16 protein-coding genes and 1 other RNA gene are annotated in these 23,362 nt (G+C 74.6%); 7 read left to right on the forward strand and 10 right to left on the reverse strand.

What is annotated here, in order from left to right; genetic code table 11:
- Positions 1-21: 21 nt before the first annotated feature.
- Positions 22-4,473 (reverse strand): cation-translocating P-type ATPase, encoded by a 4,452-nt coding sequence (locus Sm713_RS17280; RefSeq protein WP_212910494.1) that lies wholly within the window; start codon positions 4,471-4,473, stop codon positions 22-24.
- A 191-nt stretch (positions 4,474-4,664) separates the two neighbouring features.
- Here Sm713_RS17280 and Sm713_RS17285 point away from each other — a divergent pair, with 191 nt between their 5' ends.
- Complete coding sequence (locus Sm713_RS17285) at positions 4,665-5,108, forward strand: hypothetical protein (protein ID WP_212910495.1); 444 nt, start codon at positions 4,665-4,667, stop codon at positions 5,106-5,108.
- A 310-nt stretch (positions 5,109-5,418) separates the two neighbouring features.
- Here the strand turns inward: Sm713_RS17285 and Sm713_RS17290 are convergent, their stop codons facing one another.
- A complete protein-coding gene (locus Sm713_RS17290) occupies positions 5,419-6,264 on the reverse strand; it encodes an AraC family transcriptional regulator (RefSeq protein ID WP_212910496.1) in 846 nt (281 codons plus the stop codon).
- 111 nt (positions 6,265-6,375) lie between these two features.
- Between Sm713_RS17290 and merB the strand changes: the two genes are divergently transcribed.
- Positions 6,376-7,083: an organomercurial lyase gene (merB, locus tag Sm713_RS17295; protein ID WP_212910497.1), complete on the forward strand. Its 708-nt coding sequence runs from the start codon at positions 6,376-6,378 to the stop codon at positions 7,081-7,083.
- A gap of 216 nt (positions 7,084-7,299) precedes the next feature.
- Here merB and Sm713_RS17300 read toward each other — a convergent pair whose 3' ends face one another.
- Positions 7,300-8,946, reverse strand: a complete 1,647-nt coding sequence (locus tag Sm713_RS17300; protein ID WP_212910498.1) for a CocE/NonD family hydrolase — start codon at positions 8,944-8,946, stop codon at positions 7,300-7,302.
- On the opposite strand from Sm713_RS17300, the gene Sm713_RS17305 reads away from it, so the two are divergent.
- From Sm713_RS17305 to Sm713_RS17315, 3 genes are read left to right on the forward strand one after another with little or no spacing between them, the layout of a single operon-like run.
- Positions 8,894-9,916, forward strand: a complete 1,023-nt coding sequence (locus tag Sm713_RS17305) for an MFS transporter (protein ID WP_212910499.1) — start codon at positions 8,894-8,896, stop codon at positions 9,914-9,916. The two genes, Sm713_RS17300 and Sm713_RS17305, sit on opposite strands and share 53 nt — an antisense overlap.
- Positions 9,913-10,218: a trypco2 family protein gene (locus Sm713_RS17310; protein WP_212910500.1), complete on the forward strand. Its 306-nt coding sequence runs from the start codon at positions 9,913-9,915 to the stop codon at positions 10,216-10,218. Before Sm713_RS17305 ends, Sm713_RS17310 begins: the two co-directional genes overlap by 4 nt.
- Positions 10,215-14,591 (forward strand): trypsin-like peptidase domain-containing protein, encoded by a 4,377-nt coding sequence (locus Sm713_RS17315; protein WP_212910501.1) that lies wholly within the window; start codon positions 10,215-10,217, stop codon positions 14,589-14,591. The genes Sm713_RS17310 and Sm713_RS17315 overlap by 4 nt, the downstream gene beginning before the upstream one ends.
- A gap of 165 nt (positions 14,592-14,756) precedes the next feature.
- Here the strand turns inward: Sm713_RS17315 and rnpB are convergent.
- From rnpB to Sm713_RS17340, 5 genes are all read right to left on the reverse strand, one after another.
- An RNA gene (gene rnpB, locus Sm713_RS17320) (RNase P RNA component class A) lies at positions 14,757-15,167 on the reverse strand.
- 18 nt (positions 15,168-15,185) lie between these two features.
- Positions 15,186-16,187, reverse strand: coding sequence for a DMT family transporter (locus Sm713_RS17325; RefSeq protein ID WP_212910502.1), 1,002 nt, complete (start codon positions 16,185-16,187; stop codon positions 15,186-15,188).
- A 108-nt stretch (positions 16,188-16,295) separates the two neighbouring features.
- The gene (locus Sm713_RS40465; protein WP_249416344.1) at positions 16,296-18,101 is read right to left on the reverse strand and encodes an ABC-F family ATP-binding cassette domain-containing protein; all 1,806 of its coding nucleotides are present in this window, start codon (positions 18,099-18,101) and stop codon (positions 16,296-16,298) included.
- Between the two features lie 362 nt (positions 18,102-18,463).
- Positions 18,464-19,576, reverse strand: coding sequence for an NAD(P)/FAD-dependent oxidoreductase (locus tag Sm713_RS17335; RefSeq protein ID WP_212910503.1), 1,113 nt, complete (start codon positions 19,574-19,576; stop codon positions 18,464-18,466).
- A gap of 415 nt (positions 19,577-19,991) precedes the next feature.
- Positions 19,992-20,471, reverse strand: coding sequence for an ATP-binding protein (locus tag Sm713_RS17340; protein ID WP_212910504.1), 480 nt, complete (start codon positions 20,469-20,471; stop codon positions 19,992-19,994).
- A gap of 513 nt (positions 20,472-20,984) precedes the next feature.
- On the opposite strand from Sm713_RS17340, the gene Sm713_RS17345 reads away from it, so the two are divergent.
- Together Sm713_RS17345 and Sm713_RS17350 are read left to right on the forward strand one after the other, a co-directional pair.
- Positions 20,985-21,236 (forward strand): DUF397 domain-containing protein, encoded by a 252-nt coding sequence (locus Sm713_RS17345; protein ID WP_212910505.1) that lies wholly within the window; start codon positions 20,985-20,987, stop codon positions 21,234-21,236.
- 86 nt (positions 21,237-21,322) lie between these two features.
- Positions 21,323-21,565: a hypothetical protein gene (locus tag Sm713_RS17350; RefSeq protein ID WP_212910506.1), complete on the forward strand. Its 243-nt coding sequence runs from the start codon at positions 21,323-21,325 to the stop codon at positions 21,563-21,565.
- 123 nt (positions 21,566-21,688) lie between these two features.
- On the opposite strand, the gene Sm713_RS17355 is transcribed toward Sm713_RS17350, so the two are convergent.
- Positions 21,689-21,895, reverse strand: a complete 207-nt coding sequence (locus tag Sm713_RS17355; RefSeq protein WP_212910507.1) for a hypothetical protein — start codon at positions 21,893-21,895, stop codon at positions 21,689-21,691.
- Positions 21,896-22,146: 251 nt separating this feature from the next.
- Positions 22,147-23,355: a cell wall metabolism sensor histidine kinase WalK gene (locus tag Sm713_RS17360; protein WP_212910508.1), complete on the reverse strand. Its 1,209-nt coding sequence runs from the start codon at positions 23,353-23,355 to the stop codon at positions 22,147-22,149.
- Positions 23,356-23,362 lie beyond the last annotated feature (7 nt).

Here is a 23,362-nt window from a genome sequence, read left to right on the forward strand (position 1 = left end):
CCCCGCTGAGGCCGATGCCCGTCAGCCGAGCGACGGCTCCGCGGTCCTGGCCGCACCGCGGTCCGGGGCCCGCTCCCCCGCGGCCGTCCGGGAGGGCGCCGGCTCCGTCCGGCCCGGTCCTCCGGTCGCGGGGGAGAACAGGACGGACGCAGCCGTGGCGACCGCGGCGCAGGCCACGGCCGTCGACCAGGCGACGGGGCCGAGCGGGACGCAGCCGAAGAAGTGGCTGACGCCAGGCGTCTGGACGATGCCCACGAGCGTGAGCGCGGAGGCGGCCACGCAGCCGACGACGAGGGGGCTGCCCCTGCCGGCGACCAGGGTCTGGCCGAGCTGGGCGCCCACGAGCGCGGCGAGCGCGATCGTGCGGGCGCGCGCCGGCCGGCCCGTGACCCGTCCCGCCATCCAGGCCGCGCCCGCGCCGGCGGCGGTGGTGACGGCCCGCACCGTCATCTCGCGCGTGAGCGCGGCGCCGAGCGAGGCCTCCGGACCCTCCTCCAGCAGCCGTTCCTCGGTACTGGCCGCCGGCCTGCGCAGGGCGACGGCGATGGCGGGGGCGAGGTCGGTGAAGAGGTTGACCAGCAGGAGTTGACGGGCCGTCAGCGGCGAGGAGCCGCTCAGGGCCGAGCCGAGCAGGGTGAAGCCGATCTCGCCGAAGTTGCCGCCGACGAGGATGGCGAGCGCCCGGCGGACCGAGGCCCACATGGCGCGGCCCTCGACGAGCGCGGCCAGGATCGTCTCCAGGCGGTCGTCCGTGACGACGAGGTCGGCGGCGGCGCGCGCGGCGGGCGTGCCGCGCCTGCCGAGTGCGATGCCGACGTCGGCGAGCCGGATCGCCGGGGCGTCGTTGGAGCCGTCGCCGGTCATCGCGACCGTGCGGCCCAGCCGTTGGAAGCCCTGCACGACCCGGACCTTGTGCGCGGGGGTGCCCCGGGCCACGACGCCGACGGAGGGCAGCAGCGCGTCCAGGGCGCCGTCGTCCAGCTCGTCGAGCTCGGCGCCGGTGACGACGCGGTGGCCGTCGAGGACCTTCAGCTCGCGCGCGATGGCCTCGGCGGTCTGCGGATGGTCACCGGTGATCATGACGATCTGCACGCCGGCGTCCGCGAGCTGGCGCACCGAGCGGGCCGCGTCACTGCGGACCTCCTCGCTGAGCAGCAGGAAGCCGAGGAAGTCGAGTCCGGCCACGGCGTCGTCGTCGAGTTCGCCGCCGGCCGCGTCCCGGCGTTCGGCGACCGCAAGGACCCGGTAGCCCGCCGAGGCCAGCTTGTCGGCGCGGGCCAGCAGTTCGGCGGCGTCGACGCGCCGGCCTCGGTGGGTGGCGCAGCGCTGGACGACCTCCTCCGGGGCACCCTTGACCGACAGCATCCGGATCCGCCCGGCACGGCCGCGGGTGGCGTGGTAGCCGCGGCTGGGCTCGAACGCCAGGTGGGCGTCCGGGCGCCAGTGGGACGCGCCCTCGGAGGCGCGCACCCCCGCGCGCCTCCCCCCTTCGGTGACGGCACGGTCGGTGACGTGCTCCTGCGGCCGGTCGGCCCGCGCCCGGGGCGTGGCGCGCAGACCGGCGGCGAGCACCGCGCGCTGCGCGGACGCGAGGCGCCCCAGGGGCCGTTCGGCTCCGCCCGCGTCGACGCCGGAGAGTTCGATGCGGCCCCGGGTGAGGGTGCCGGTCTTGTCGAAGCACAGCACGTCGGCGCGGCCGGCCGCCTCGATGGTGCGCGGGTCGCGCACCAGCACGCCCTGCGCGGCGAGCCGCCGGGAGGCGGCGAGTTGGGCGGCGGAGACCAGGAACGGCAGGCCCTCGGGGACGCTGGCGACGGCGAGTGCCACACCGGCGCCGATGCTGTCGCGCAGCGGGTGGCGGTGCAGCAGCCCCGCGGCCATCACGGCGCCCGCCGAGCCCAGCGCGACCGGCAGCGCGGTGCGGGTGATGCGGGCGAGCCGCCGTTCGACGCCCACGGCCGGTGAGGCACCGCGGGCCGTCAGCGCGCTCTGCCCGGCCTCGGTGTCGGTACCCGTGGCGACGACGACGGCGGTGCCGTGCCCGGTGGCGAGGGTGGTGCCCTCGTAGACCATGCAGGTGCGGTCGGCGACGTCCGCGGCCAGGACGGGGTCCGGGCTCTTGGCGACCGGCATGGACTCGCCGGTGAGCGCGGACTCGTCCACCTCCAGTCCCTCACCGTCCGTCAGCCGGCAGTCGGCGGGCACCACGTCGCCGCCGGAGAGGTGGACGATGTCGCCGACGACGAGTTCCCCGGCGGGGATCCTGCGCTTCCGCCCGTCCCGCACGACGAAGGCGGTCGTCTCTGCCCCCTCGTGCAGCCGGCGCACCTCACGCTCCGTCAGATGACGCTGTACGCCGCCGACCACGCCGGACAGCACCGTCACACCGACGACGATGGCCGCGTCCACGACGCCGCCGACCGCCGCGGACAGCACGCCCCCGCCGAGCAGCACGGGGGTGAGCGGATTGGCCAGTTCGATGGCGACGGACCGGATGAGGGACGGCTGCCGGGGGCCCACCTGGCCGGGGGCGGCGCGGCGCGCGGCCTCCGCGTCCGCCAGCCCTTCGGGCCGGCTGCCGGTGCGGGCCAGCACCGTGTCGACGGGCATCGCGTGCCAGGGCTCCCGGGCCGGCACCGGATCGGGCGGGCGGCGCAGCAACCGGACGGCGCTCCACGCGCCGTACACCATGCCGAGCGCCGCCGCGCCGTTGACGGCGGCCATGCTGCGGACGGCGGGGCGGCGGTCCGGACCGGTCAGCGCCGTCACGGCGCCGGCCCCGGCGGCGGCCTGGGCGAGCCGTACGCCGCGCCGGGAGACGGTCCGCGCCGGGCCGCACGCCTCGGCGAGGGGCAGGGCGGCGGTGGCGGACAGCGCGTACACGTGGGCTCCCCAGGCGGGGACACCGTCCGCGCGTGCGACGCCGACGCCGATGTCGGCGCAGGCGAGGGCGGCACGGTCGGCGGAGACCAGCAGCACCCCGCGCCCGCCGGCCTGGAGCCGCCGGACCGTGGCGACGGCCTCCTCGCCGTCCGGCGCGATCTCGTCGGCATCGGGCACGACGGCCCCGGCCCGGGGTCCGCGGGCGACGACGCGGAGCCGCGAGCGGTGGGCCGCGGCCACCAGGAGGCGTGCCGCGTCCGGCACTTCGGGGACGGCCTTGATGACGGCCATCAGCCGGTCGCCCTCGGCGAGCCCGAGGAGCCGGGCGTCCTGCTCGGCGAGCGCCGCGGCGGCGCGGCGGCCGGTGCGCCCCCGTACCCGCAGGTCCTCCAGGGGGCCGAGCCGCCAGCCGCGGGCGGTGGCGAGCCGGTCCGGATCGCCCGGGTCGAACAGCCGGTGCCCGGTCGCCGCGAGCTTTCCGGCCTGCGCGTCCTTGTCCAGGGGCACGAGGTCGGCGAGCCGGTAGGTGCCCTCGGACAGGCCGCCGGTGTCCAGGACGAGCGTGCCGATCCGGTCCAGCAGGCGCAGCGAGCCGGGGGCGTGCACCGGCGTGCCGCGCGTGTTCAGAGCGCCGCCGAGGATGCAGACGAAGGCCTCTCGGGCCAGCACCGGCGCCTTGGGGATCGTCGCGAGGGCGGCGGCCACCGCGGCGCGCGGGCGGCGGCGGACGCCGAGGACCCCGGCGAAGGAGGCACCGGCGACGTGGGCCGACCGTGCCGTGTACCGCTCGACCGGGCCGTTGCGCAACGGCGTCACCCGCGGCGGCACCTCCGGCAGCGCGCCGGCCGCCGCGCGCTCCCTCGTCCCGGCCATGCCGGGCTCCGCCTCGTGCCAGGCGGCACGCGCGCTCCTCATCTCGGCGACCAGCAGCCCGTGCCGGGCGGCGTCCACGGTCAGGCCCAGGATCCCGCCCGCGCCCGCCTGGAAGACGGCGTTGAGCGCGGCGAGCACCACTCCGGCGTTGTCGCGGCCGAGGGCGGCGTCGGCCAGGCGGCGCAGCCGGGGCTCGTAGTCGATCTCCGAGATGACGGCCGCCACCTCGTACGGCAGCGGGACGAAGCGGACGAGACGGCCGGCGGCGGCGACGGGCAGGGCTGCGGCCTGGAAGGCGAGGGACCAGACGATCTTGCCGGCCGGCCTGGGCGCGCCCGGGTGACCGGCCGGCAGCGGCTCCCCGCCGGCTTCGTGCGCGTGCTCGACGTCCTCCACGACGGCGAGCAGCTCCTCCAGCAGATCGGCCTCTTCCTCGGCGCCGCCGCCGGTGGCGATCACGACGGCCTGGAGCACGCCGTTGACGGCGGCCCACTCGACGGCGGGGTGGGCGGCCAGCCGCCGTTCGAGCTCCTTCGCGATCCCGCGCGCCCGCGGCCCTCGCAGGCCGCGCACCAGGATGTGCAGGCGGCCGCCCGTGAAGCTCAGCACGCGGGAGCGTGCGGTGGCCGCGGATCCGGCGGTGGCCGCAGGCGGTCGGGCGTTCCGTGCGGCGCCCGTGAGCAACCCGTTCAGCACCCCGATTCCCGGGACCTTCATGGATCACCACCCACACCTCGCCGACAAGCGAAGCGTACCGGCACATGAACTCTATGTAATTTTATATGCCTGTTTGCACCCGTTTGGCTCCGGTACGCGAGAAAGTGAGGCGTTGCCCGGACCATGGGGAGGGATGTTGCCCGGTCCACGCGGGGGAGACGGGGGAGACGCGACAGGAGGAGGCGAGCCGTATGACGAGCACCGCGAGCACATCAGGGAAGAAGAAGGCGAGGGGCGAGGCCCGGACGCGCACGAGCGGCCCCCGGAAGTCCGCACCCGCCACGCGCGAGAAGTCCAAGGCCACCGCCCGCAGCACGAGCGCCCGCAGCACCAGCGCCCGCGCCACGAGCGCCCGGGCCCGGGCCCGGAGCAAGGAGCCCGAGGAGCAGGGGCCGCACGTGCACATGGCACACCCCTCGGTCCCCGTCCCGTACCTGACCAGGGAGGACCTGACCGCGGGCATGCAGGCGGCCCGGTCGGGCATGCCGGGCGTCAAGCTGCCACCGCCCGAGCGGCTGGCCTTCTACGGCGGTCTCGGCGCGCTCGCCGTCGTCGGAGCGGTCGAATGGCCGGTGGCCGCGGCCATCGGCGTGGCGACCGTGGTCGCCCGGCGGGGGCGCCGCTCCAGCGAGTGAGGCCGGCCGGTGGGCGTGAGCGGGGGGCCGCACACCGGCATCAGGACGTGAGCGGAACGTGCCCGTGCGCGCAGAGGCGTGCGCGGGCGCGGCCTGTCGGGCCCACGGGAGCCGGGCATCTTCGCGCACCGGAGCACGGGCCACCGGGCGGGAGCTGGGCCGCTGCCCGTCATGCGCGGCCACGGGCCGGGATGCTGCCGGTCGTGCACGCCAGGGGCTGGACCGCTGCCGGTCTGCGCGCTCAGGGGCTGAGGGGGCTGGTGGGCCCGCTGCCGGTCATGCCCGGCGCCGCCCCTGGCGGCGTGCGCCATTATCGCCCGCCGCCCATGTGCAGCGCCGCACGGTAAGCAGCCGGGGTGACGCCGTAGGTCCGGGCGAACCACCGGGTGAGGTGGGCCTGGTCCGCGAAGCCGGTCTCGGCGGCCGCGGTCGACGGCGCCACGCCCTGGGCCAGGAGCGCACGGGCGCGGCGCAACCGCAGATCGCGCTGGTAGTCGCTGGGCGCGAAGCCGTACGCCGAGCGGAAGCCCCGGTACAACGCGAAGCGGCTGCAACCGGCCACCTGGGCCAGCTCGTCGGCGGTGACGTTCTCGGCGAACCGCCGGCGCAGCAGACCGCGGGCCCGTGCCATGGCGCCCGCGTCCACGCGTCCGCGCGGCTCGGGCGGGCGTGCCGGGCGCATGGCGGCGTCACGGGTCAGGGCCAGCACGGCGGCGGTGAGGCGCTCCTCGACGACCAGCCGGGGCGCGTTGCCGGCCACGGCGGTGTGGAGGCGGGCGACGGCGCGGGCCAGGGAGGGCCTGTCCACCACCGGGGCGTCGAAGAGCGGCAGCCCGGCTCTGCCGGCGGAGGCGTCCGCGAGAACCTCCCGGAGCAGATCCTCGCCGAGATGGAGCATCCGGTAGCGGTATCCGCGGCCCGCGGCCGACTGCCCGTCGTGCGGGTCGTCCGGATTGAACGCCATGACCAGTCCCGCCGGGCTGACGTGCCGCTCTCCCCTGCACACGAAGGACTGGGCACCGTCGTCGGTGACCCCGAAGGAGTACGTGTCGTGGGCGTGCATCGGATAGGCGTACCGCTTGAAGCGGGCGTGCATGGCCTCCAGCGCGAGCCCGGGGACCCGCCAGTAGGCCGCGCGCTCCGCGGAAGACGTCATCTGCCCATGGTGCCGCACGAGCGTTCAAGCCTCCGGCGTCCTTGATGCGCACTCTGGACACCGTCAGCTCGACCAGCGGAGACAACCTCGACCAGCGGAGGCATCACAGCAATGATCGGGAACGACTCGACGGCGGCGGCGAGCCCGTACGGGACCGAGCGGGTCCGCCTGGCCGTCTACACCGGATTCGCGGACACGGGCCGCGCTCCTGGCGTGCCGGACCTCGCCGCGCTCACCGGACTCGACCCGGACCAGGTGCGTGAGGGGCTGGGCACCCTCCACGAACGTCATGACGTGGTCCTGGACCCGAAGGACGCGGACCGGATCGTGATGGCCCACCCCTTCGCGTCCGTGCCGTTCGGCTTCTCCGTCATGGGGGCGCGCACGCTGTGGTGGGGCGGCTGCGCCTGGGACTCGTTCGCCATCCCCCACGTGCTCCGGGAGGACGCCGACGCCGTCGTCGCCACCCGCTGTCCGGCCTGCGACACCCCGCACGCCTGGGTGGTCGGCCGGGGCGCGCCCCCGCCCGGCGACCAGGTGGCCCACTTCCTCACCCCCATGCACCGGGTCTGGGACGACGTCGTCCACGCCTGCGGCAACCAGCGGCTGTTCTGCTCCACCGCCTGCGTCGACGCCTGGCTGCGGCGGACGGGCCGTGAGCGCGGCTACGTCATGGATCTGGGCACCCTGTGGCGCCTGGCCCGCGGCTGGTACGCCGGACGCCTGGACCCCGGCTACGCCCGCCGCGACCCCGCCTCCTCCGCCGCCTACTTCGCCGAGGTCGGCCTGCACGGACCCTTCTGGGGGCTGCCCGACTGAGGCCCGACGGACCCTTCTGGGGACTGCCCGACTGAGGCCCGGATCCGCGGGCCTGGCGAGTTACCGGGCGCGCGGAGGGCACACCGAGCGGCGCCGGCGTCAGGCCGTCGACTCCGACCCGGCCTCCGCGTTCCTCACCATCCAGGCGTTCCTGCGGGTGATGCTGGAACGCGGCAGCGGCTCGGTCGTCACGATGTCCTCCCACGGTCGGTCCGGTCAGCGGGGGAACGGCCCGCGCCGCGGCCCCGCCTCGCCCTCGGGCGGCCGGGGCACGAACGGCAGGAGCAGGTACGGCTCCTCGCCGGGCGCCGCGTGGAGCGTGGTGGTGCCGCCGAAGACGTCCGCGGGCCGATCGGCCTGGTCGGTGTGGAGGAACATGCCGTGGCCCTTCATCGGCACCCCGTACGTGCTGGGCCAGGGGCCGTCGCCGGGCATCTCGAAGTCCCGGCCCTGGACGGTGACCGCGATCCGGTACCCGGCCGGGACCACCACCGACGTCGGCCAGATCTCCACGTCCAGCGGCACGGCCTCTCCCGGCGTCAGCGGTGCCGCCACGTCGTGCGGGTGCCAGGGCCGGTACGGGAGGCTGCGCTCCGGGTCCGTCGCGCGGTGCGAGGCGCGCAGCCACCCCGCCCCGATCACCCCGGCCGGGTCGAGCGCCGAGACGAAGGTGACGTCGGCGCCGTCCGGATCGAGGACGCGCAGCGTCAGGAAGACGTCCGCGTCGGCCGTCGTCGACGAGATCACCAGCCGCGCGGCGGCCGGCCCGGTGATCTCGGTCTCCTCCTCCAGCGGTTCGGTGAGGAAGGTCAGGCCGTCGCCGAGCGCCTCGAAGTCCGCCCGCGCGCCGCGTGCCGGCGGCTCGCCGGTCAGCGCGCCGGCCTCCAGGTCCAGGTAGAGCCTGGTCCACCGGGTCCTCGCGAGGGGCCACTCCTGCTCCGCCCGCGGCTCGAAACTGCCGTCCACATGGCGCACGTTGAGCACGACGGGCGGCTGCGTGTCCCAGCCGGTGTCCTCAGCCTTGAGCAGGTGGCCGAAGAAGCGCTTCTGGAGCGCGACACCGTAGTCCGTGTAGAACTCGGCGAAGTGTTCGAGGCCGTGGATCTCCAGCCACTTGCCGGCCGACGAGGCGCGCACGTAGCCCTCGGTGTTCCCGCGGGTGTGCAGGTGGTGCGCCCAGTTGCCGGCCGACAGCACCGGCACGGTGATCTTCTCCAACTCGGGGGAGCGGTCGCGGTAGTAGGCGTCGTCGAAGGGGTGGGCGAGCAGCCCGGCCGGTGAGTCCTCCCGGTTCCGCTCCAGTTCCTCAGCGGTCAGGGTCGCCGGTCCGGCGACCGGCAGGCCGGTGACGGGGTTGCGTGTGCCCCGGTCGCCGACGCCGTGCTGCACGGAGGAGACCTGCACCGGGTACCAGATCGAGGTGAAGACGTTGAGGATGCCCGCGTGGTGGGTGAACTCCCGGTAGTAGTCGCTCGCGCCCTCCCACGGGCAGATGGCGGCGAGGTGGGGCGGGTTCAGGGCGGCCACCTGCCACTGGTTGGCGGCGTAGTAGGAGATGCCGAGCAGCCCCACCTTGCCGTTGCTCCACGGCTGCACGCCCGCCCACTCGATGCACTCGTAGTAGTCCCGGGTCTCCCGCGGCGAGAAGATGTCCAGCCGGCCCGGCGAGCGGCCGGAGCCCCGCGAGTCGACGCGCACGCACACGTACCCGTCCGGGACCCACTTCTCCGGGTCCGCGGTCTCCCAGTTCTGGTAGGCGTTGCTCGAACCCGCCACGGCGTCCGGGTACTTGCGGGCCAGCGGCCCCCACATGCCCGGGAAGCCCTCCTGGAAGGCGAGCTGGGGTCTGGTCTCCGCGGCCACGGCTCTCGTCCAGGGCAGCGGGGGCCTGTACGCCGTGCGCGTGCTGCTCGGCATCGCCGAGGCGGGCTTCTACCCCGGTGTGCTGCTCTACCTGATGCTCTGGTTCCCCACCCGCTACCGAGGGCGCATGCTCGCCTTCTTCGTGCTCGGCGGCTCCCTCTCCGGAGTGTTCGGCAACCCGTTGACCGGGCTGATCCTCGACCACACCGACGGCTTCCTCGGCCTCTCCGGTTGGCGGATGATGTTCGTCCTGGAGGGCCTGCCGGCAATCGTCATCGGCATGGTGGCGTTCTTCGTGCTGCGCGACCACCCCGCAGACGCCGCCTGGCTCGGCGAACGGGAACGGACCTGGCTCACCGGGGAGCTGTCGGCCGAGCGCTCGGGCGTGCACGGCCACAACGCCCAGGCCGGAAGCTTCCGCATGATCAAGGACATCCGGGTGGCGATGCTGTCGGCCATCTACTTCTGCAAGAGCGTCGGGCAGTACGGGCTGACCTTCTTCATGCCGCAGATGATCGTGCTGTTCGAGGCCAACGCCCACCACACCTACTCGCCGACCGAGGTCAGCCTGCTCACCTCCATCCCCCACTCGCCGCCGTGCTGGTGGCCCGGGCACCTGCCCCATGGTGGAGTACCTGTTCCGGCACATCCCCGCCCGCCACCACTTCGAGGCGGATCCGCCCGTACCGGTGGACGGCGCGTTCCCCCTGCCGTCCGAACCCGGCTTCGGAATCGAACTCGACGACGCGAAGATCGACAGCGTACGGACCTGGCGACCGGCGTAGCCGACGGACCCCGGGGCCCCGGGCGGGGCACCGCCCGGGGTCCCGCGTGCGGCACGACGAGTTCACCGTCCGGACGGAGGGCCACGCCGGGCTGCACCTCATGCGCCGCGCGCTGTGACCGGCGGTATCCGGGACCCGTCCCCACGGATGCCGCTAGATTACGGGTGACGAGGGGTGTGGCATGAGGGTCGAGTTATCAGAGGTCATCGCCGAGCTCCGGGCCGAGCTCTCGGCGGCGATGCACGCCGGCGACGGCGAGGAGCTGCGTTTCGAACTCGGCCCGGTGGAACTGGAGCTGACCCTGGCGGTGTCCAGGGACGCGGGCCCCTCCGCGAAGGTGAAGTTCTGGGTGGTCGAGATGGGGGCCGACGCGAAGCTCTCGACGCAGTCGACCCAGCGGATAAGGCTGAGTCTCGAACCGCGCCGGGCAGGCGCCCCGGACTCCCGCATGATGATCACGGGCGACTCGCTGCCGGGTGAACGGTGACGTCGGGGGTGGACGTCCGCCGCGTCGCCGAGATCATCGTCGATGCCGGGGGCCGTACCCCGCAGCGCGGCTCCGGTTACCGGATCCGCCCGACGGCGGTCCTGACGGCCGCGCACGTGGTGAACGGCGCACGCTCGATCCGCGTGCAGTTCGACGGTGGCCTCAGGACCGAGTGGGCCGCCGACGCCACCGTGGCCTGGTCGTGCCCGGAGCACGACATCGCCGTCCTGGCCATGGAGGGCCGCGCCGGGGCCCTGCCCGAGACACCGTTGGGCGGGATCCCCGACGACAGGGTCCTGCGGCTGAAGGCCTTGGCGATCGGTTTCCCGCGGTTCAAACTGCGGTCGGACGACGACGGCCGGACGTGGTACCGCGACACCCACCAGGCGGACGGCTCGATCGGGACGGCGTCCAACCGGATGCAGGGCACCCTGGAGGTCAGGGTGGCGGCGCCGCGCGCCGAGCCGGACGGCGCCGTCTCGCCGTGGGAGGGCATGTCAGGGGCCGCGCTGTGGTGCCGCGACCGGATCGTCGGCGTGCTGGCGCGGCACTACGGGAAGGAGGGCGACGGCAGCCTGACGGCCTTTCGGGTGGACCGCTGCGTCGCGGCCCTCGGCACCGACGAGCGCCTCCGCCTCGCGGAGCTGGCCGGGACACCGCGGTCGGGGCCGCTGCCCCCCGTCCTTCCGCCGACCAGGCACGACGTGGTCAGGCGGGTCCACCAGGCGGCCGTCCGCGAGGACTTCGCGCCCCTGCGACTGCGGGACCGCGAGGAGGAGCTGTCCGACCTGGCGGCGTTCTGCGCGGGCCGGCAGCCCTACGCGTGGGTGCAGGGCGAGGCCTGGGCCGGGAAGACGGCGCTGCTCTCGTGGTTCGTGCTGAACCCGCCGCCCGGGGTGGAGGTCGCGTCGTTCTTCGTCACCCGGCGCCTGCCCGGCGCGGCCGACGGCGACGCGTTCACGGCCACGGTCGCGCGGCAGCTCTCCGCGTCGGCGGACGGCGAGTCCGGCAGCGGGGCCGCGTCCCACCGGCGCGGCTGGCTCGCCTCGCTGTTCGAGTCCGCGGCGTCACGGGCGCGCGGGAACGGCAAGGTGCTGCTGCTCGTCGTCGATGGACTCGACGAGGACAGCGGCGCCCTCGGGGGCGACGCCGCCAGCATCGCGGCACTGCTGCCCCGGCACCCGCCGGACAACATGCGGGTACTGGTGTCCAGCCGACCGGACCTCCGCCTGCCGGCCGACGTGCCGGGCGACCACCCCCTGCGGGCGTGCCCGGTGCGCGAACTCGCCGCGTCCCCGCACGCACGCCGGCTGGAGCACGACGCCTCGACGGAGCTGGCGCACACGCTGCGGGACACCGGCGTGCGGCGTCAGGTGCTCGGGTTCGTCGCCGCGGCCCGTGGCGGGCTGACCGGCACCGACCTGGGCGAACTCACCGGACACGAACCGGACGACATCGACGCCCTGCTCCGGGCCGACCTCGGGCACAGCGTCACCGGCCGGTCGTCGGCGACCGGGCAGCTCGCCTACTTCCTCAGCCACGACACGCTGCAGACCGCGACCGAGCAGAGCCTCAGCACGGAGATCGACGACCTGCGCGACCGGCTGCACCGCTGGGCGGACGGCTACCGGCGGCGCGACTGGCCGGACGGCACCCCCGCCTACCTCCTGTACGACTATCCCAACCTGCTCGTGGCCACCAGGGACCTCGCCGGTCTCGCCCGGTGCGCCACCGACCGGGCGCGGCAGGACATGCTGCGCCGGCGCACCGGCAACGACTTCCTGGCCATCGCCGAGATCGACATGGCCTACCAGCTCAACGTCAGGCAGCACGCCACCGATCTGCCGCTGGCGCTGCGCCTGGCCCTGTGCCGCGACGAGCTGGCCCGCCGGTACGAGCACATGCCCAGCATCCTGCCGGCCGTGTGGGCCAGGCTCGGCGCGTACGAACAGGCCGAGTCGCTCGCCCGGTTGCACGGCGGGGTGTCGCGGTACTGGGCGATCCGGCAGGTCGCCGAGACCATCGCGGAGAACGGCGACCGGCAGCGCGCCGAGGCCGTCGCCGGGTGGCTCGACGACCACGCGACGCTCGCCGTGGTCGCCGAGGCGGTCGGCGACCACGAGCGGGCCGACCGGATCGCCCTGGACCCGACCCGGCAGGACAGTGACCTGCTCGGCCGTCTTTCGGTGGCGGCCGAGGAGGCCGGCGACCACGAACGGGCCGAGCTGCTCGCGCGCGCCTGCGGCTACCCCTCGCTCACGGCGCGCCGGGCCCTGGCCGCGGCGCGGTGCGGTGACTTCGCGCGGGCCGGGTCGCTGGCCCGGTCCGTGGGTGTCGCCGGCGCCGGCGACGACGTGCACGCCCGCTGGTACGACGGTGACGACGCCCTCGTCGAGCGGGCCGAGACCCTGGTCGGCGTGGCCGAGGTCGCGGCCGAGCGGGGTGAGCACGCGCGGGCGCGGGAACTCACCGCAGCCGCGGGGGAACTCGCGCGCACGATGACCGACCCCGTGGGCCACCAGCAGGTACTCGCCCGGTTGGCGGCCTTCGACGGCGACTGGGATCGCGTCGAGGACCTGGTGCACGAGGCGGACGAGTTCGACGTCTACCGGTTCGAGTGGCTCGTGGAGCGCATGGCGCGGGCCGGCGAGTACGACCGGGCGGAAGGCGTCGCCCGGCTGATGCCCGCGGGTGGCTCGCCGGCCTGGAATCCCATCCGGCTCGTCGAGGTCATGGCCGAGAAGGGGGACTACCAGCGGGCCGAGCACCTCACCAGATCGCTGCCCAGGGCGTTGGACACCGCAGAGGCCTTCGCCCGGTTGGCCTGGGTCGCCGCCGGCGCGGACGGGCAGGACAGGGCCCGGCGGTTCATCGCCGGGTGCGAGGGTGCGATGGGCTCGACGGACTGCGCCAGGATCCAGGCCGACGGGCTCATCGCCGTCCTGGAGGCGGTGGGGAGGTCCACCGTGCCCGAGGACCGCGACCGTGCGCGTCCCTTGATCAGGATGGCCAAGGCGAAGATCCACCAGATCGGGGAGCCGGGATGGCGGCGGCACGTCTTCGAACGTCTCGTCATGGTGATCTCCACGACCGGCCACGCCCCGAGGGCCGACTCCATGCTGCGGTCCTCGCACGTGCCGACCGACCCGGCGTGGGGACAGTGCGTCCTGGCGGACGAGGCAGCCAGGAAGGGCGACCGGGTCCGGGCGGCGGCCCTGCTCCGGTCGGCCTCCCCGGTCATGCGCGCGGCGCCGGTCTCCCCCGGCTACCGGCACGGCCTCGGACTGCTCGTCCGCGCCGCCACGTTGATCGGCGAACAGGACGAGGCGGCCACGGTGCTGCACGGCATCGGTGACCCGGCCGACCAGCTCAGAGCGCTGAACCTGCTCACCCAGGGCACCGACGACGCCGACCCCGCCCACGTGGAGCCGCTCGCGCGGGGGATCGCCGAACCCTACTACCGGGCGTGCGCGCTCACCGACCTGGCGCTGATGGCGGCCCGGGCGGGCGCTCGCGAGCACGCGGGGCGACTGCTGCGCGAGGTACCGGGCATCGCGGCGTCCTGCCCCAAGAGACACCAGATCCTGATCGTCCTGGAAATGGTGATCAAGGCGGCGATCGAGCTCGACGACCGCGAACTCGCGCGCTCGGCCGTCCTCCGGGCGCAGGAGCTGGCGCTGCGGGAGGAGAACGGGCCGACCCTGGCGTCGAACGTGCGAGAGATCCTGCACGTCGCCGCCCCGGTCTGCGACCGCGACGAGATCCAGTCGATGATCGAGCACGCCGAGGACGCCGTCTGGCACTGGAGCCAGGGCGACCGGGACCACGCGCTGACCCTGCTCGTCCGCGAGGTGGCGCACGACGCCCGGGACCACGACCTCGTGGAGAGCCTGGCCGGATCCGTGAGCGGCTCCGACGGCAGGGCGCAGGCGCTGGCCGAGATCGCGGCGGCCCTGGCGGACGCCGGTGCCGCCGACCGCGCCCGGGCCGTCTTCGTGCGGGCCGTCACCACCTTCGGCACCGGGGCGGTGCCGAACCCGTCCGGCGCGCTCCAGGCCCTGGCGAAGGCCGCGGACCGGATCGGCGACCACGACAGGGCCGACGAGTTCGTGTCCCGGCTGCACTCGACCGGTGATCGAGCGCGGGCGTTGACGGGACTGGTGGAATCCGATCTGGCGATGCGGGACCGCTGCACCGAGCCGGAGGAGCGGGACCGGCACGCACGGCGCGCGACCAGGCGTGCGGCGCAGGCCCTGGCCGCCGAGGTCTGGACGGAGATCCACTGGAAGTTCCAGGACGGTACGGGGCCGCTCACGCTCGCCGTGCGGGTGGACCCGCGCTGCGTCGACGCCCTGCTCGAAGCCGGAGGGTGACCCGTGTACCCGGCCTGCGCCCGGCCGGCGGTGTGAGGGGCCACCGGCCCGACGGCGGCGTTTTCCCTTGAGGGAGGCCCTGTTGGGGGCCGCACCCGAATCGACCCCACCGGAGACACGCAGAGGCGTTCAAAGTGGCCATAACCCGCGAAAACAGGAGAAAGGCAGACGAGTCGGGACGTACGCCGGGTTCTGTGCCCCGGGACCTCGCGGTCGTCGGGGCGACGGCCATCCATCTAGGACCGGTGTTGCCACCGGCCTCAAGCGGTCTACCCGCGGACTCGGGCGGGCCGCCCTCGATCGTCCGCGCAGGGCCGCCCTTGCGGGCCACCCCTCTTGACCTTGCTCCAGGTGGGGTTTACCTAGCCGCCTGGGTCACCCCAGGCGCTGGTGGTCTCTTACACCACCGTTTCACCCTTACCGGGGACCGAGATCCCCGGCGGTCTGTTTTCTGTGGCACTGTCCCGCGGGTCACCCCGGGTGGTCGTTAGCCACCACCCTGCCCTGTGGAGCCCGGACGTTCCTCGGGGAGTCGCCCCGTGAGGGGTGGCTCCACGCGGCCGTCCGCCCGGCTCGTCTGCCGTGCCGTCCATGTTACCCGCCGTGCCGGTCCACATCCTCCGACCTGGGGCTGCGGGGTGCCGCGGGCGCCGTCACCGGGGGCGTGCCGGACGCCGCCACGGCCGGGGCGCCGCCCGAGCCCAGCGGGCCGGACGCCGCCACCGTGCTGCCACGGCGGCGTCCCGCCGTGGCCGTCGCCAGGACGGAGCCCAGCAGGATGAGGGCGAAGGCGGCGAGGACCCCGGCGGTGAGCGGCTCGTCGAGGAAGGCGACGCCCGCGGCGACGGCCACGGCAGGGTTCACGTAGGTGAACACCACCGCACGCGTCGGCCCCGCCTCCCGTATCAGCTCCAGGAAGCCCACGAAGGCGACCGCGGTGCAGATGACGCCCAGGCCCGCGAGCGAGGCCCACACGGCGGCTCCGGGCGCCGTGGCCGGGCGGTCGAGGAGCGCGGCCGGGGCGTAGACGACGGCCGCCAGGGTCAGGCAGGGCGCGATGAGCTGGAGCGTCGGCACCGGCTTGAGGTGGCGGGCGACGATCAGCGGGGCGACGGCGTAGCCCACGATCGTGACCAGCACCTCGGCGAGGGAGCGGGCGTCGGCGACGGTCAGGTGGGGCGCGGTCAGCACGGCGACGCCGGCCAGGCCGAGGCCGAGACCGGTGAGCCGGCGGGCGCCCAGGCGCTCCCGCTCGCCGAAGAGGCGGGCGAGGGCGACGCCCAGGATCGGCACGGCCGCGATCAGCAGGCCGGCGGTGGAGCTGGAGAGCCGGCGTTCCGCGTCGGTCAGCGTCCACCATGGCACGATGATCTCCGTGCAGGCGAAGGCCGCCATGGGCCGCCAGTGGGTGCGGAGAACGCGGGCCAGCCCGCCCTGGCGGAGCGCGAACGGCAGCAGCAGCGCGGCCCCCAGGGCGCAGCGCGCGAAGACGACGCCCGAGGGGGAGATCCCCTCGACCGCCACTTTGATCATCAGATACGGGATTCCCCAGAGGACGCTCATCAGGGCGAACAGCGACCAGGCACGTGCAGTCATACGGTCAGCCTGCGGGGCGTGGCGGCAGGGTGTCTTGAACGCGGTTGCGGGGACGGTGCCGGCGGGACGTGTTGCGGGGATCGTGCCGCGGGGCGGCGGCTCCGGGCGTCACGACAGCCGCAGCTCCCGCCCCCGCCACCGGCGCCGCAGCCAGCGGTCGTGGCTGGCCAGGACGATCGCGCCGGGGCCGGGGCCCAGGGCCTCCTCCAGTTCGTCGCAGAGCCGGGGGGACAGGTGGTTGGTGGGCTCGTCCAGGAGCAGCAACTCCGGCGGGCGGGCGACGAGCAGGGCCAGGGCGAGCCGGCGGCGCTGGCCGACCGACAGTTCCCCGACGCGCTTGTCCAGGTCGCCCCCCGCCATGAGCCCCAGGGAGGCCAGGGGCACCAGCTCCGCGCGCTCGGCGCCGAGGGCCCGCTCGTAGGTGCCCCTGACCGTCCGCTCCGGCCTGGCGAACACCGTGTCCTGGGTCAGCAGGCCCACCGTCGGCGCCGGGCTCCTGCGGTCCACCGTGCCCTCCGCCTCCAACTCCCCGGCGAGCACCGCGAGGAGGGTGGACTTGCCGGTGCCGTTCGGTCCGGTGACGAGCAACCGGTCGGTGTCCGACACGTCGACGCGCCCGACGGCGAGCCGGCCCCGCACGCGCACGTCCCGCAGGGACAGCAGAAGCCGGTCGGCGGACGGGGCGGTGGGGGAGGGCGCGGTGGGGGACGGTACGGCGGGGGAGGGCCCCTCGGTGGAGCCTGCCGCGGACGAGGGTCGTGCGGGGGACTCCAGGGCCGAGCCCGCCTCGTCCGCGGAGTCCCCGGCGCCGGGCGCGACAACAGCCGCTGACGGCACCGCAGTCGAGTGCGCCGTGAGCGTCGTGGGCCGGAACCGCAGCGGCGGGGGCGGCGCCGGAACCCGGCTGCGCTCCAGCTCCGCCAGCCTCCGCGCGGCGTTCCGCACGCGCCGCGAGATCTGCTGCTGCACCCGTCCGCCGCGGTGGCCGTAGCCCATCTTCTCGTTGTCCCGCCGCTCCCGGTCCGGCGCGAGCCGGCGTGCGGTCACGGCCACCGAGCGCCGCAGCGCCGCCAGTTCCTCCTGCTCCTCGGCGAAACGCCGCTCCCAGCGCTCCCGTTCGGCACGCTTGTGGGCCTGGTAGGCGGTGTAGGCGCCGCCGTAGCGGACGGGGCCGTCCACCGCGGGGTCGAGGTCGACGACGTCCGTGCAGACGGCGTCGAGGAGCGCCCGGTCGTGGCTGGCCACCACGACGACCCCGGGCATGGCGCGCAGCTCCTCCTCCAGGAAGGCCGCCGCGGCGTCGTCCAGGTGGTTGGTGGGCTCGTCGAGCAGCAGGGCCGCGGGCCGCCGTACCAGCAGGGCCCCCAGCGCCAGCCGGCCGCGCTGCCCGCCGGAGAGCGAGCCGAGCGTCCGGGCGCCCGGGAGGCCGCCGAGGCCGAGCCCGGCGAGGACGATCTCCGCACGCCGGTCCGCGTCCCAGGACTCGCGGGCCTGGGCCTGTTCGAGCCGGGTGCCGTAGGCGTCGAGCAGGGCGGGGTGGGCCGGCGAGTCCTGCGGGGTCCCGGCCAGCGCTCGGGAGAGCCGCTCCAACTCGGCGAGGTCGTCGCGGGCTTCGCGCAGCGCGTCGTCGAGCACGTCCGCGAGCGTCGACGTGCCGTCGTAGGGCATCTCCTGGTGCAGATGGCCCAGATCGGCCGGGCGGCTGACGGTGCCGGCGTCCGGCTGGTCGGCGCCGGCGAGCAGCCGGAGCAGGGTGGTCTTGCCCGCGCCGTTCTCGCCGATCAGACCGATCCGGTGACCGGGGGCGGCGGTGAGCGAGACCCCGTCGAGCACCCGGCGGCTGCCGAGGGTGCGCACGAGGTCGTGGGCGATCAGGGCGGATTCGTGCCGGGGAGGCGGAAACGCGTGAGACATGGCGGAGACCTCGGAGTCGGGCGGGCGCGCCACGACGGGGCCGCGTCCCGCCGGAAGGCGGATCAGGGAACGACGACATGGCCACGGCGCTGCCGCTCATGGGCGGCCGCCGGTGGCTGATCACCTTCCGGGATCACCCGGAGATGTCGTCGTCACCCGCCACGTTCGGATCTCCCTCGCTCACATCCGGCCCTGAGGGCCGCTGACGGCCACTGCGCCGGTACGGCACCGGGGCCGACGGAAAGCCTAACCGAGCGGACCGCACCCGCGGGCCGGTCTTCCGGCAGGCCGACGGTTCACGTAGGCGATGTCAGGGACGTGGTACCCGGAGGCGGTGCCAGGTAGGGGAACGGGGTCTGCTCTCACGAACGCGGCCGGTTCAGGAGGTCGTTCGCGTACGGCAGCGCGAGGTGCCTGCTCTTGATGGCGGCCGTCGCGCGGTCGCCGAGGATGGCCGTGCCGCGCCCCAGGATCGGGAAGAGGGTGGCCCCGGCCTCCGGGCCGAACGGCACCGCGAAGGCCCGCAGCGGGGCGGGCTTGTAGGCGCGGTACTCGCCGACGTGCGCGCCGCGGTCGAGGAACGTGCGGATGTTGTGCGCGGCCGCGGAACCCTGCGCCATGGCGGTGGGGGAGAGCTTCGCCTCGGAGACGTCGTTGACGTCGCCGACGGCGAAGACGTCCTGCCGGCCGAGGACCCTCAGGTGGCCGTCCACCTTCACGTGCCCGTCGGCGTCCAGCCAGTCGCCGCGGCCGGCCAGCCGCAGCCACAGGGTGTTGGGGGTCGTGCCGGTGGTCCAGAAGACGACCTCGGCGTCGTACGGCGTCCCGTCCTGGCCCCGCAGGCTGCTCGACCCTCCGCCGGTGGAGGAGATCGTCGTATCCAGGCGGACGTCCACGTCGTGGGACCGCAGCCAGGCCAGCGCCCGGCGGCCGAGCCTGCGGCTCTGGGTCCTGGAGAGCAGGTACGAGCCGGAGTGCGCGAGCGTCACCCGCGCGTCGGGCCTGACCCGGCGCAGCTCCGCGGCGAGTTCCACCCCGGAGGGGCCGCCGCCGACGATCAGGACGCTGCGGGCCCGGGCGGCGCGGAGCTGGTGGGCGTGGAAGGACTCCGAGGCCTGCTCCACCGTCGTCCCGGTGAACCGGGCGGGCTCCTGGTAGTCGGCGCCGGTGGAGATGACGAGGGCGTCGTAGGGGAGTTGGTGACCGCTCTGGAGCATCACGAGACGCTCGGCGGTGCGGATGCCGACGGCCTTGTTGAGCACCGTTCGGCCGTTTCGGAGGAGGGAGCTGTACGGGATGAACGGAGCCGTCGTCCAGTTCTCGTCGACGCTCGCCCGCAGGGAGGCGATCCGGTGGAAGAAGACCTCCTTGCCGTCGATCAGCGTGACGTCCGCGTGGTCGTCCAGCTCCCGGGCGACCTTCACCCCCGCGTAGCCGCCGCCTATGACGACGACTCTCCGTTTGGCCGTGTCCATATTCCGCTCCTCCATCGACGCTGCGCGCGGGCCGGCCGGGCCTGTGCGCGGTGGCGTTACCACGTGAATCATCACTGGACGGAGCGTTTTTCTTCCCAGATTCGGGCGCACCGAGCGTGTCGTTGTACAAAGCCTTCACGTGGAGCCGAAGTCTTCACGAGGCTGTCCAGAATCCGCCCTTCGGCGGGGCGGCACAAGGTGGGGCGCGCCGTCATGTGCGGGCTGCCGGGGCCGCGGGTCGCATCGGCCGGGGGAGCGCCGCTCCGGCCGGGACAGGGTCGCTTCGGCCGTGGTGGGGGTGAGGGCGCCGGGGCGCGTCCGCCGTGCCGGAGTGGGGTGTGCCGGGGCGCGTCGGCTGTGGTGGGGCCGGGCCGGTTCCGGCGGTGGCCCCGCTCTGGCGTTCGGGCGTCACTGCTCAGTACGGGGGCGGTTCGACGCCGAGGTGGGTCATACCGCTCGCCAGGGCCGCCCACACGGTGTTCCCGCGCGTGAACACGGAGCGCTCGACGCCCCATTCCTTGGCGATGTTCTCCACGAGCATCAGGCCGCGTCCGTTTTCCTCGTCGAAGCCGGGGCTGCACGGGAGCACGCTGCGCGGCGAGCTGCCGTGGTCGTGCACCTCCAGGTGGACGAGCTGGTCGGTGGTGAGCCCGACGCAGCAGAGGATGCGGGCGCTCGGGGTGTGGCAGACGGCGTTGGTGACCAGTTCGGAGACGATCAGGATCGCGTCGTCGAGCACCGAGTCGGGCAGCCGCCAGGCGCGCAGCCTGTCGGCTATGGCACGGCGGGCCTCACGGACTCCGGCCTGGACGGCGGGGAGTTCGAGCCAGTGGGCCTGGTCCGTGCGCTCTCCGCCCAGGAGTTGGGGGCAGAGCGGGAAGGTGAGTGGGGGCATGGTGGTCGCCTTCCGCCGGGGGACGGGGGGTGCGAGGGGGAGTGGGGAGTGAGCGGCGCGGGCGGGGTCGTGACCCGGCGCTGGGCTCTGGTGGAGCGGGGGGAGCGGGTGCCCGGCCTCCGGCGTGCCTGTCCTGACGGCGCATCGAATTCCGCTTGCGGGCGGGTAGTTGCCGCTGACGTGGCGCTCGAAGAGATCGGTCACACCGCCACTATGCTTGCTGCCGCAATCATGCTGCAAGCTCCTTCCTGATAATTTCAACAAGCCCGTATCGGTCTGGTGCGATCATCAAGTACCTGACAGACTCGTTCGGGTGACAGCCGCTCAGGACGCAGGGCTCTGAGCGGGGTCTGCGCGAGCCTGCGCGCGGACCCCGCCCCGGCGCGCTTCCTGTGGGGTGCCCGTGGGGCCGCGAGGAGGGACGCCAACCGTGCCGGCCCGCCGCCGGACGTCCTCCTGACTTCGACCGCTTCGCAGCAAGGCCCTCTTGAACCGCACGTGCAAGGAGTACTCATGACGATCGACAACGCCGGTATATACAACGGCATGCCGGCCACCGACCTCGGCGAACACGGCTGGGAGTGCCCCTGGAGCGGACCCACCGGAGGGCAGTGCGTGGAGACGAAGCGGCTCCCCGACGGGCGGGTGGCGGTGCGGCAGTCGACGGACCCCGGTGGTCCAGCCCTGATCTACACGCCGCAGGAGATGACCGCGTTCGTCACCGGAGTCAAGAACGGGCTCGCCGACCACCTGACGGCCGGCTGACCCGCCGCCGTTCGGACGGTACCGGCGGACACCGGGCCGAGGGCGGCCTGCACGGCACACCACGGCAAGCACCGGAGGGGACACCGATGACCGACTCGCTCACGGCGCGGGACACCGCCACCAGCAGACCGCGCTCGGCCCGGATGCACGACTCCCACGTGCCGCACTTCGCCCCCGGCGACCAGGACTCCTACGGGAAGCCGGGCGTCTCCGTCGGCCACCGCCGGCGCCCCGAGACCGCGGCGGACGCGGCCTCGGGCGGCGTACCGGCCGGATTGCCCGCCGGCGCCGCGCTCGGACTCAGGCCGGGCGTGGCCAACAAGCCATAACCCCAATACCGCGCGGTACCCGGCTCCGCACCGGCCGGGTACCGCGCGGTCCCTCTTGGGGGAACGGCGGGCCGCCGCCATCAAGGGGCAGGAGCAGGCCACGCCGTCAGGGGCGGCCGTGCCCTACGCCGAGTAGCGGATCATCCAGTCGTTCTCGGGATTGCGGCCGAACTCCGGGTCGTTCGGGGCCTCCGCCGGCTTCTCCTCGACCAGGTCCGCGGGTGCCACCCGCTCCGGCAGCTTCCCGAACCGCGCCGCCCTGATCGCGGCCGCCTCGTCACGCGGCTCGACACCTTCGGCGCGAACCTTCTCCACCTTGCGCGCTTCCATGGCTTCTCCCGCCGTTCCGTCCGGTTCGCGCCGGCGATCCGCTGCTTTCCACCGGTGCTCCGCTGGTCGGAAGCGTACTGCGGGGATCGGGGTGCAAACCATGGCGAACCGGGCGCGAAATCCTTACCGATGCCTGACGTGACCGTCTGCCGTGCCCCGAGCGGAGCCCGGTCGGGCGGGCCGAGCCTCGTCGGCCGACCGGGCGTGCGGGGCCGGGCGGCCGGGTGCGCCGGGTGGCTGGGTGCGCCGGGTCAGGTGCCCGGTTCCGGTGAGGGTGCGCCCGGCCGGTCCGCGGCCGGTGGGGCAGGAGCCAGTGGGGCAGGAGCCGGTGGGGGACCGGCGGGCGGGGCGCCGGCCGGCAGGGTGATCGCGAAGCAGCAGCCCCCCACCACATTCCGTACGTCCGCGCTGCCGGCGTGTGCCGTGACGATGCCGTGGACGATGGCGAGGCCGAGGCCGGCGCTCGACGAGGGCGTGCGCGTGCGGGCGGGGGTGCCGCGCCAGCCCATGTCGAAGACGTGCGGCAGGTCCTGCGGAGGGATGCCGCCGCAGCCGTCGGTGACGGAGATCACAACACCTCCGTCGCCGCGCCGGGCGGACAGCGTGACGGTGCCCTCGGCGGGGGTCCGCTGGATGGCGTTGACGAGGAGGTTGGCGAGTACCCGGGACATCTCCCGGCCGTCCACCTCGACGGGCACCGCCTCGACGGGGTCCCCCACGAGCCGTACGCCGTGCTCCTTCGCCAGTGCCTGCGCGCTGGTGAGTGCCTCGTCGGCGAGATCCTCCACGGACATCCGGGTGCGGTCCAGGGCGAGCGCGCCGGCCTGGATCCGGGAGAGCGTGAAGAGGTCGCCGACCATCGAGTCGAGCCGGTGGACCTCGGCGCCGATCTGCCGGAAGTACCGCTCCGGTTCCGCCGCCACCCCGTCCTCCAGGGCTTCCGACATGGCCCGCAGCCCGGCCAGCGGGGTGCGCAGGTCGTGGGAGATCCAGGCGACCATGTCGCGGCGTGCGGCCTCCAGGGCGCGCTCACGCTGCCGGGACGCGGCGAGTTTCGCGCTGACCGAGGAGAGCTCGCCGGCCAGCGAGGTCAGCTCCGCCGTCGACGCGCCCCCGGGCGGCGAGAAGCCGCCCTCGTCGCCGACGGTCTGGGCGGCCCTGGCCAGGTCCCGGCTGCGCGCGACCACCCAGCGCCCGAGCAGCATGGCCGGGACGAGGGAGACGACGGCGGCCGAGAGCAGGACGGTCGTGACGACCGAGAGGTCGTAGTCGGAGAGCAGCATCGCCCGGGTGACGACGAGGGTGCCGCCGAGCATCGCGGCGACCGGCACCACGACCACGACGTTCATCGCCACCGCGACGGACCGCCTGCGCAGCAGCCACAGCGCCACGGCCCCGATCAGCCCGGCGGCCGCGGCCCCCAGGAAGGCCACGAACGCGATGTGCAACAGATCGTGCACGCTGGCT

This window comes from Streptomyces sp. TS71-3, from assembly GCF_018327685.1.
Classification (GTDB): domain Bacteria; phylum Actinomycetota; class Actinomycetes; order Streptomycetales; family Streptomycetaceae; genus Streptomyces.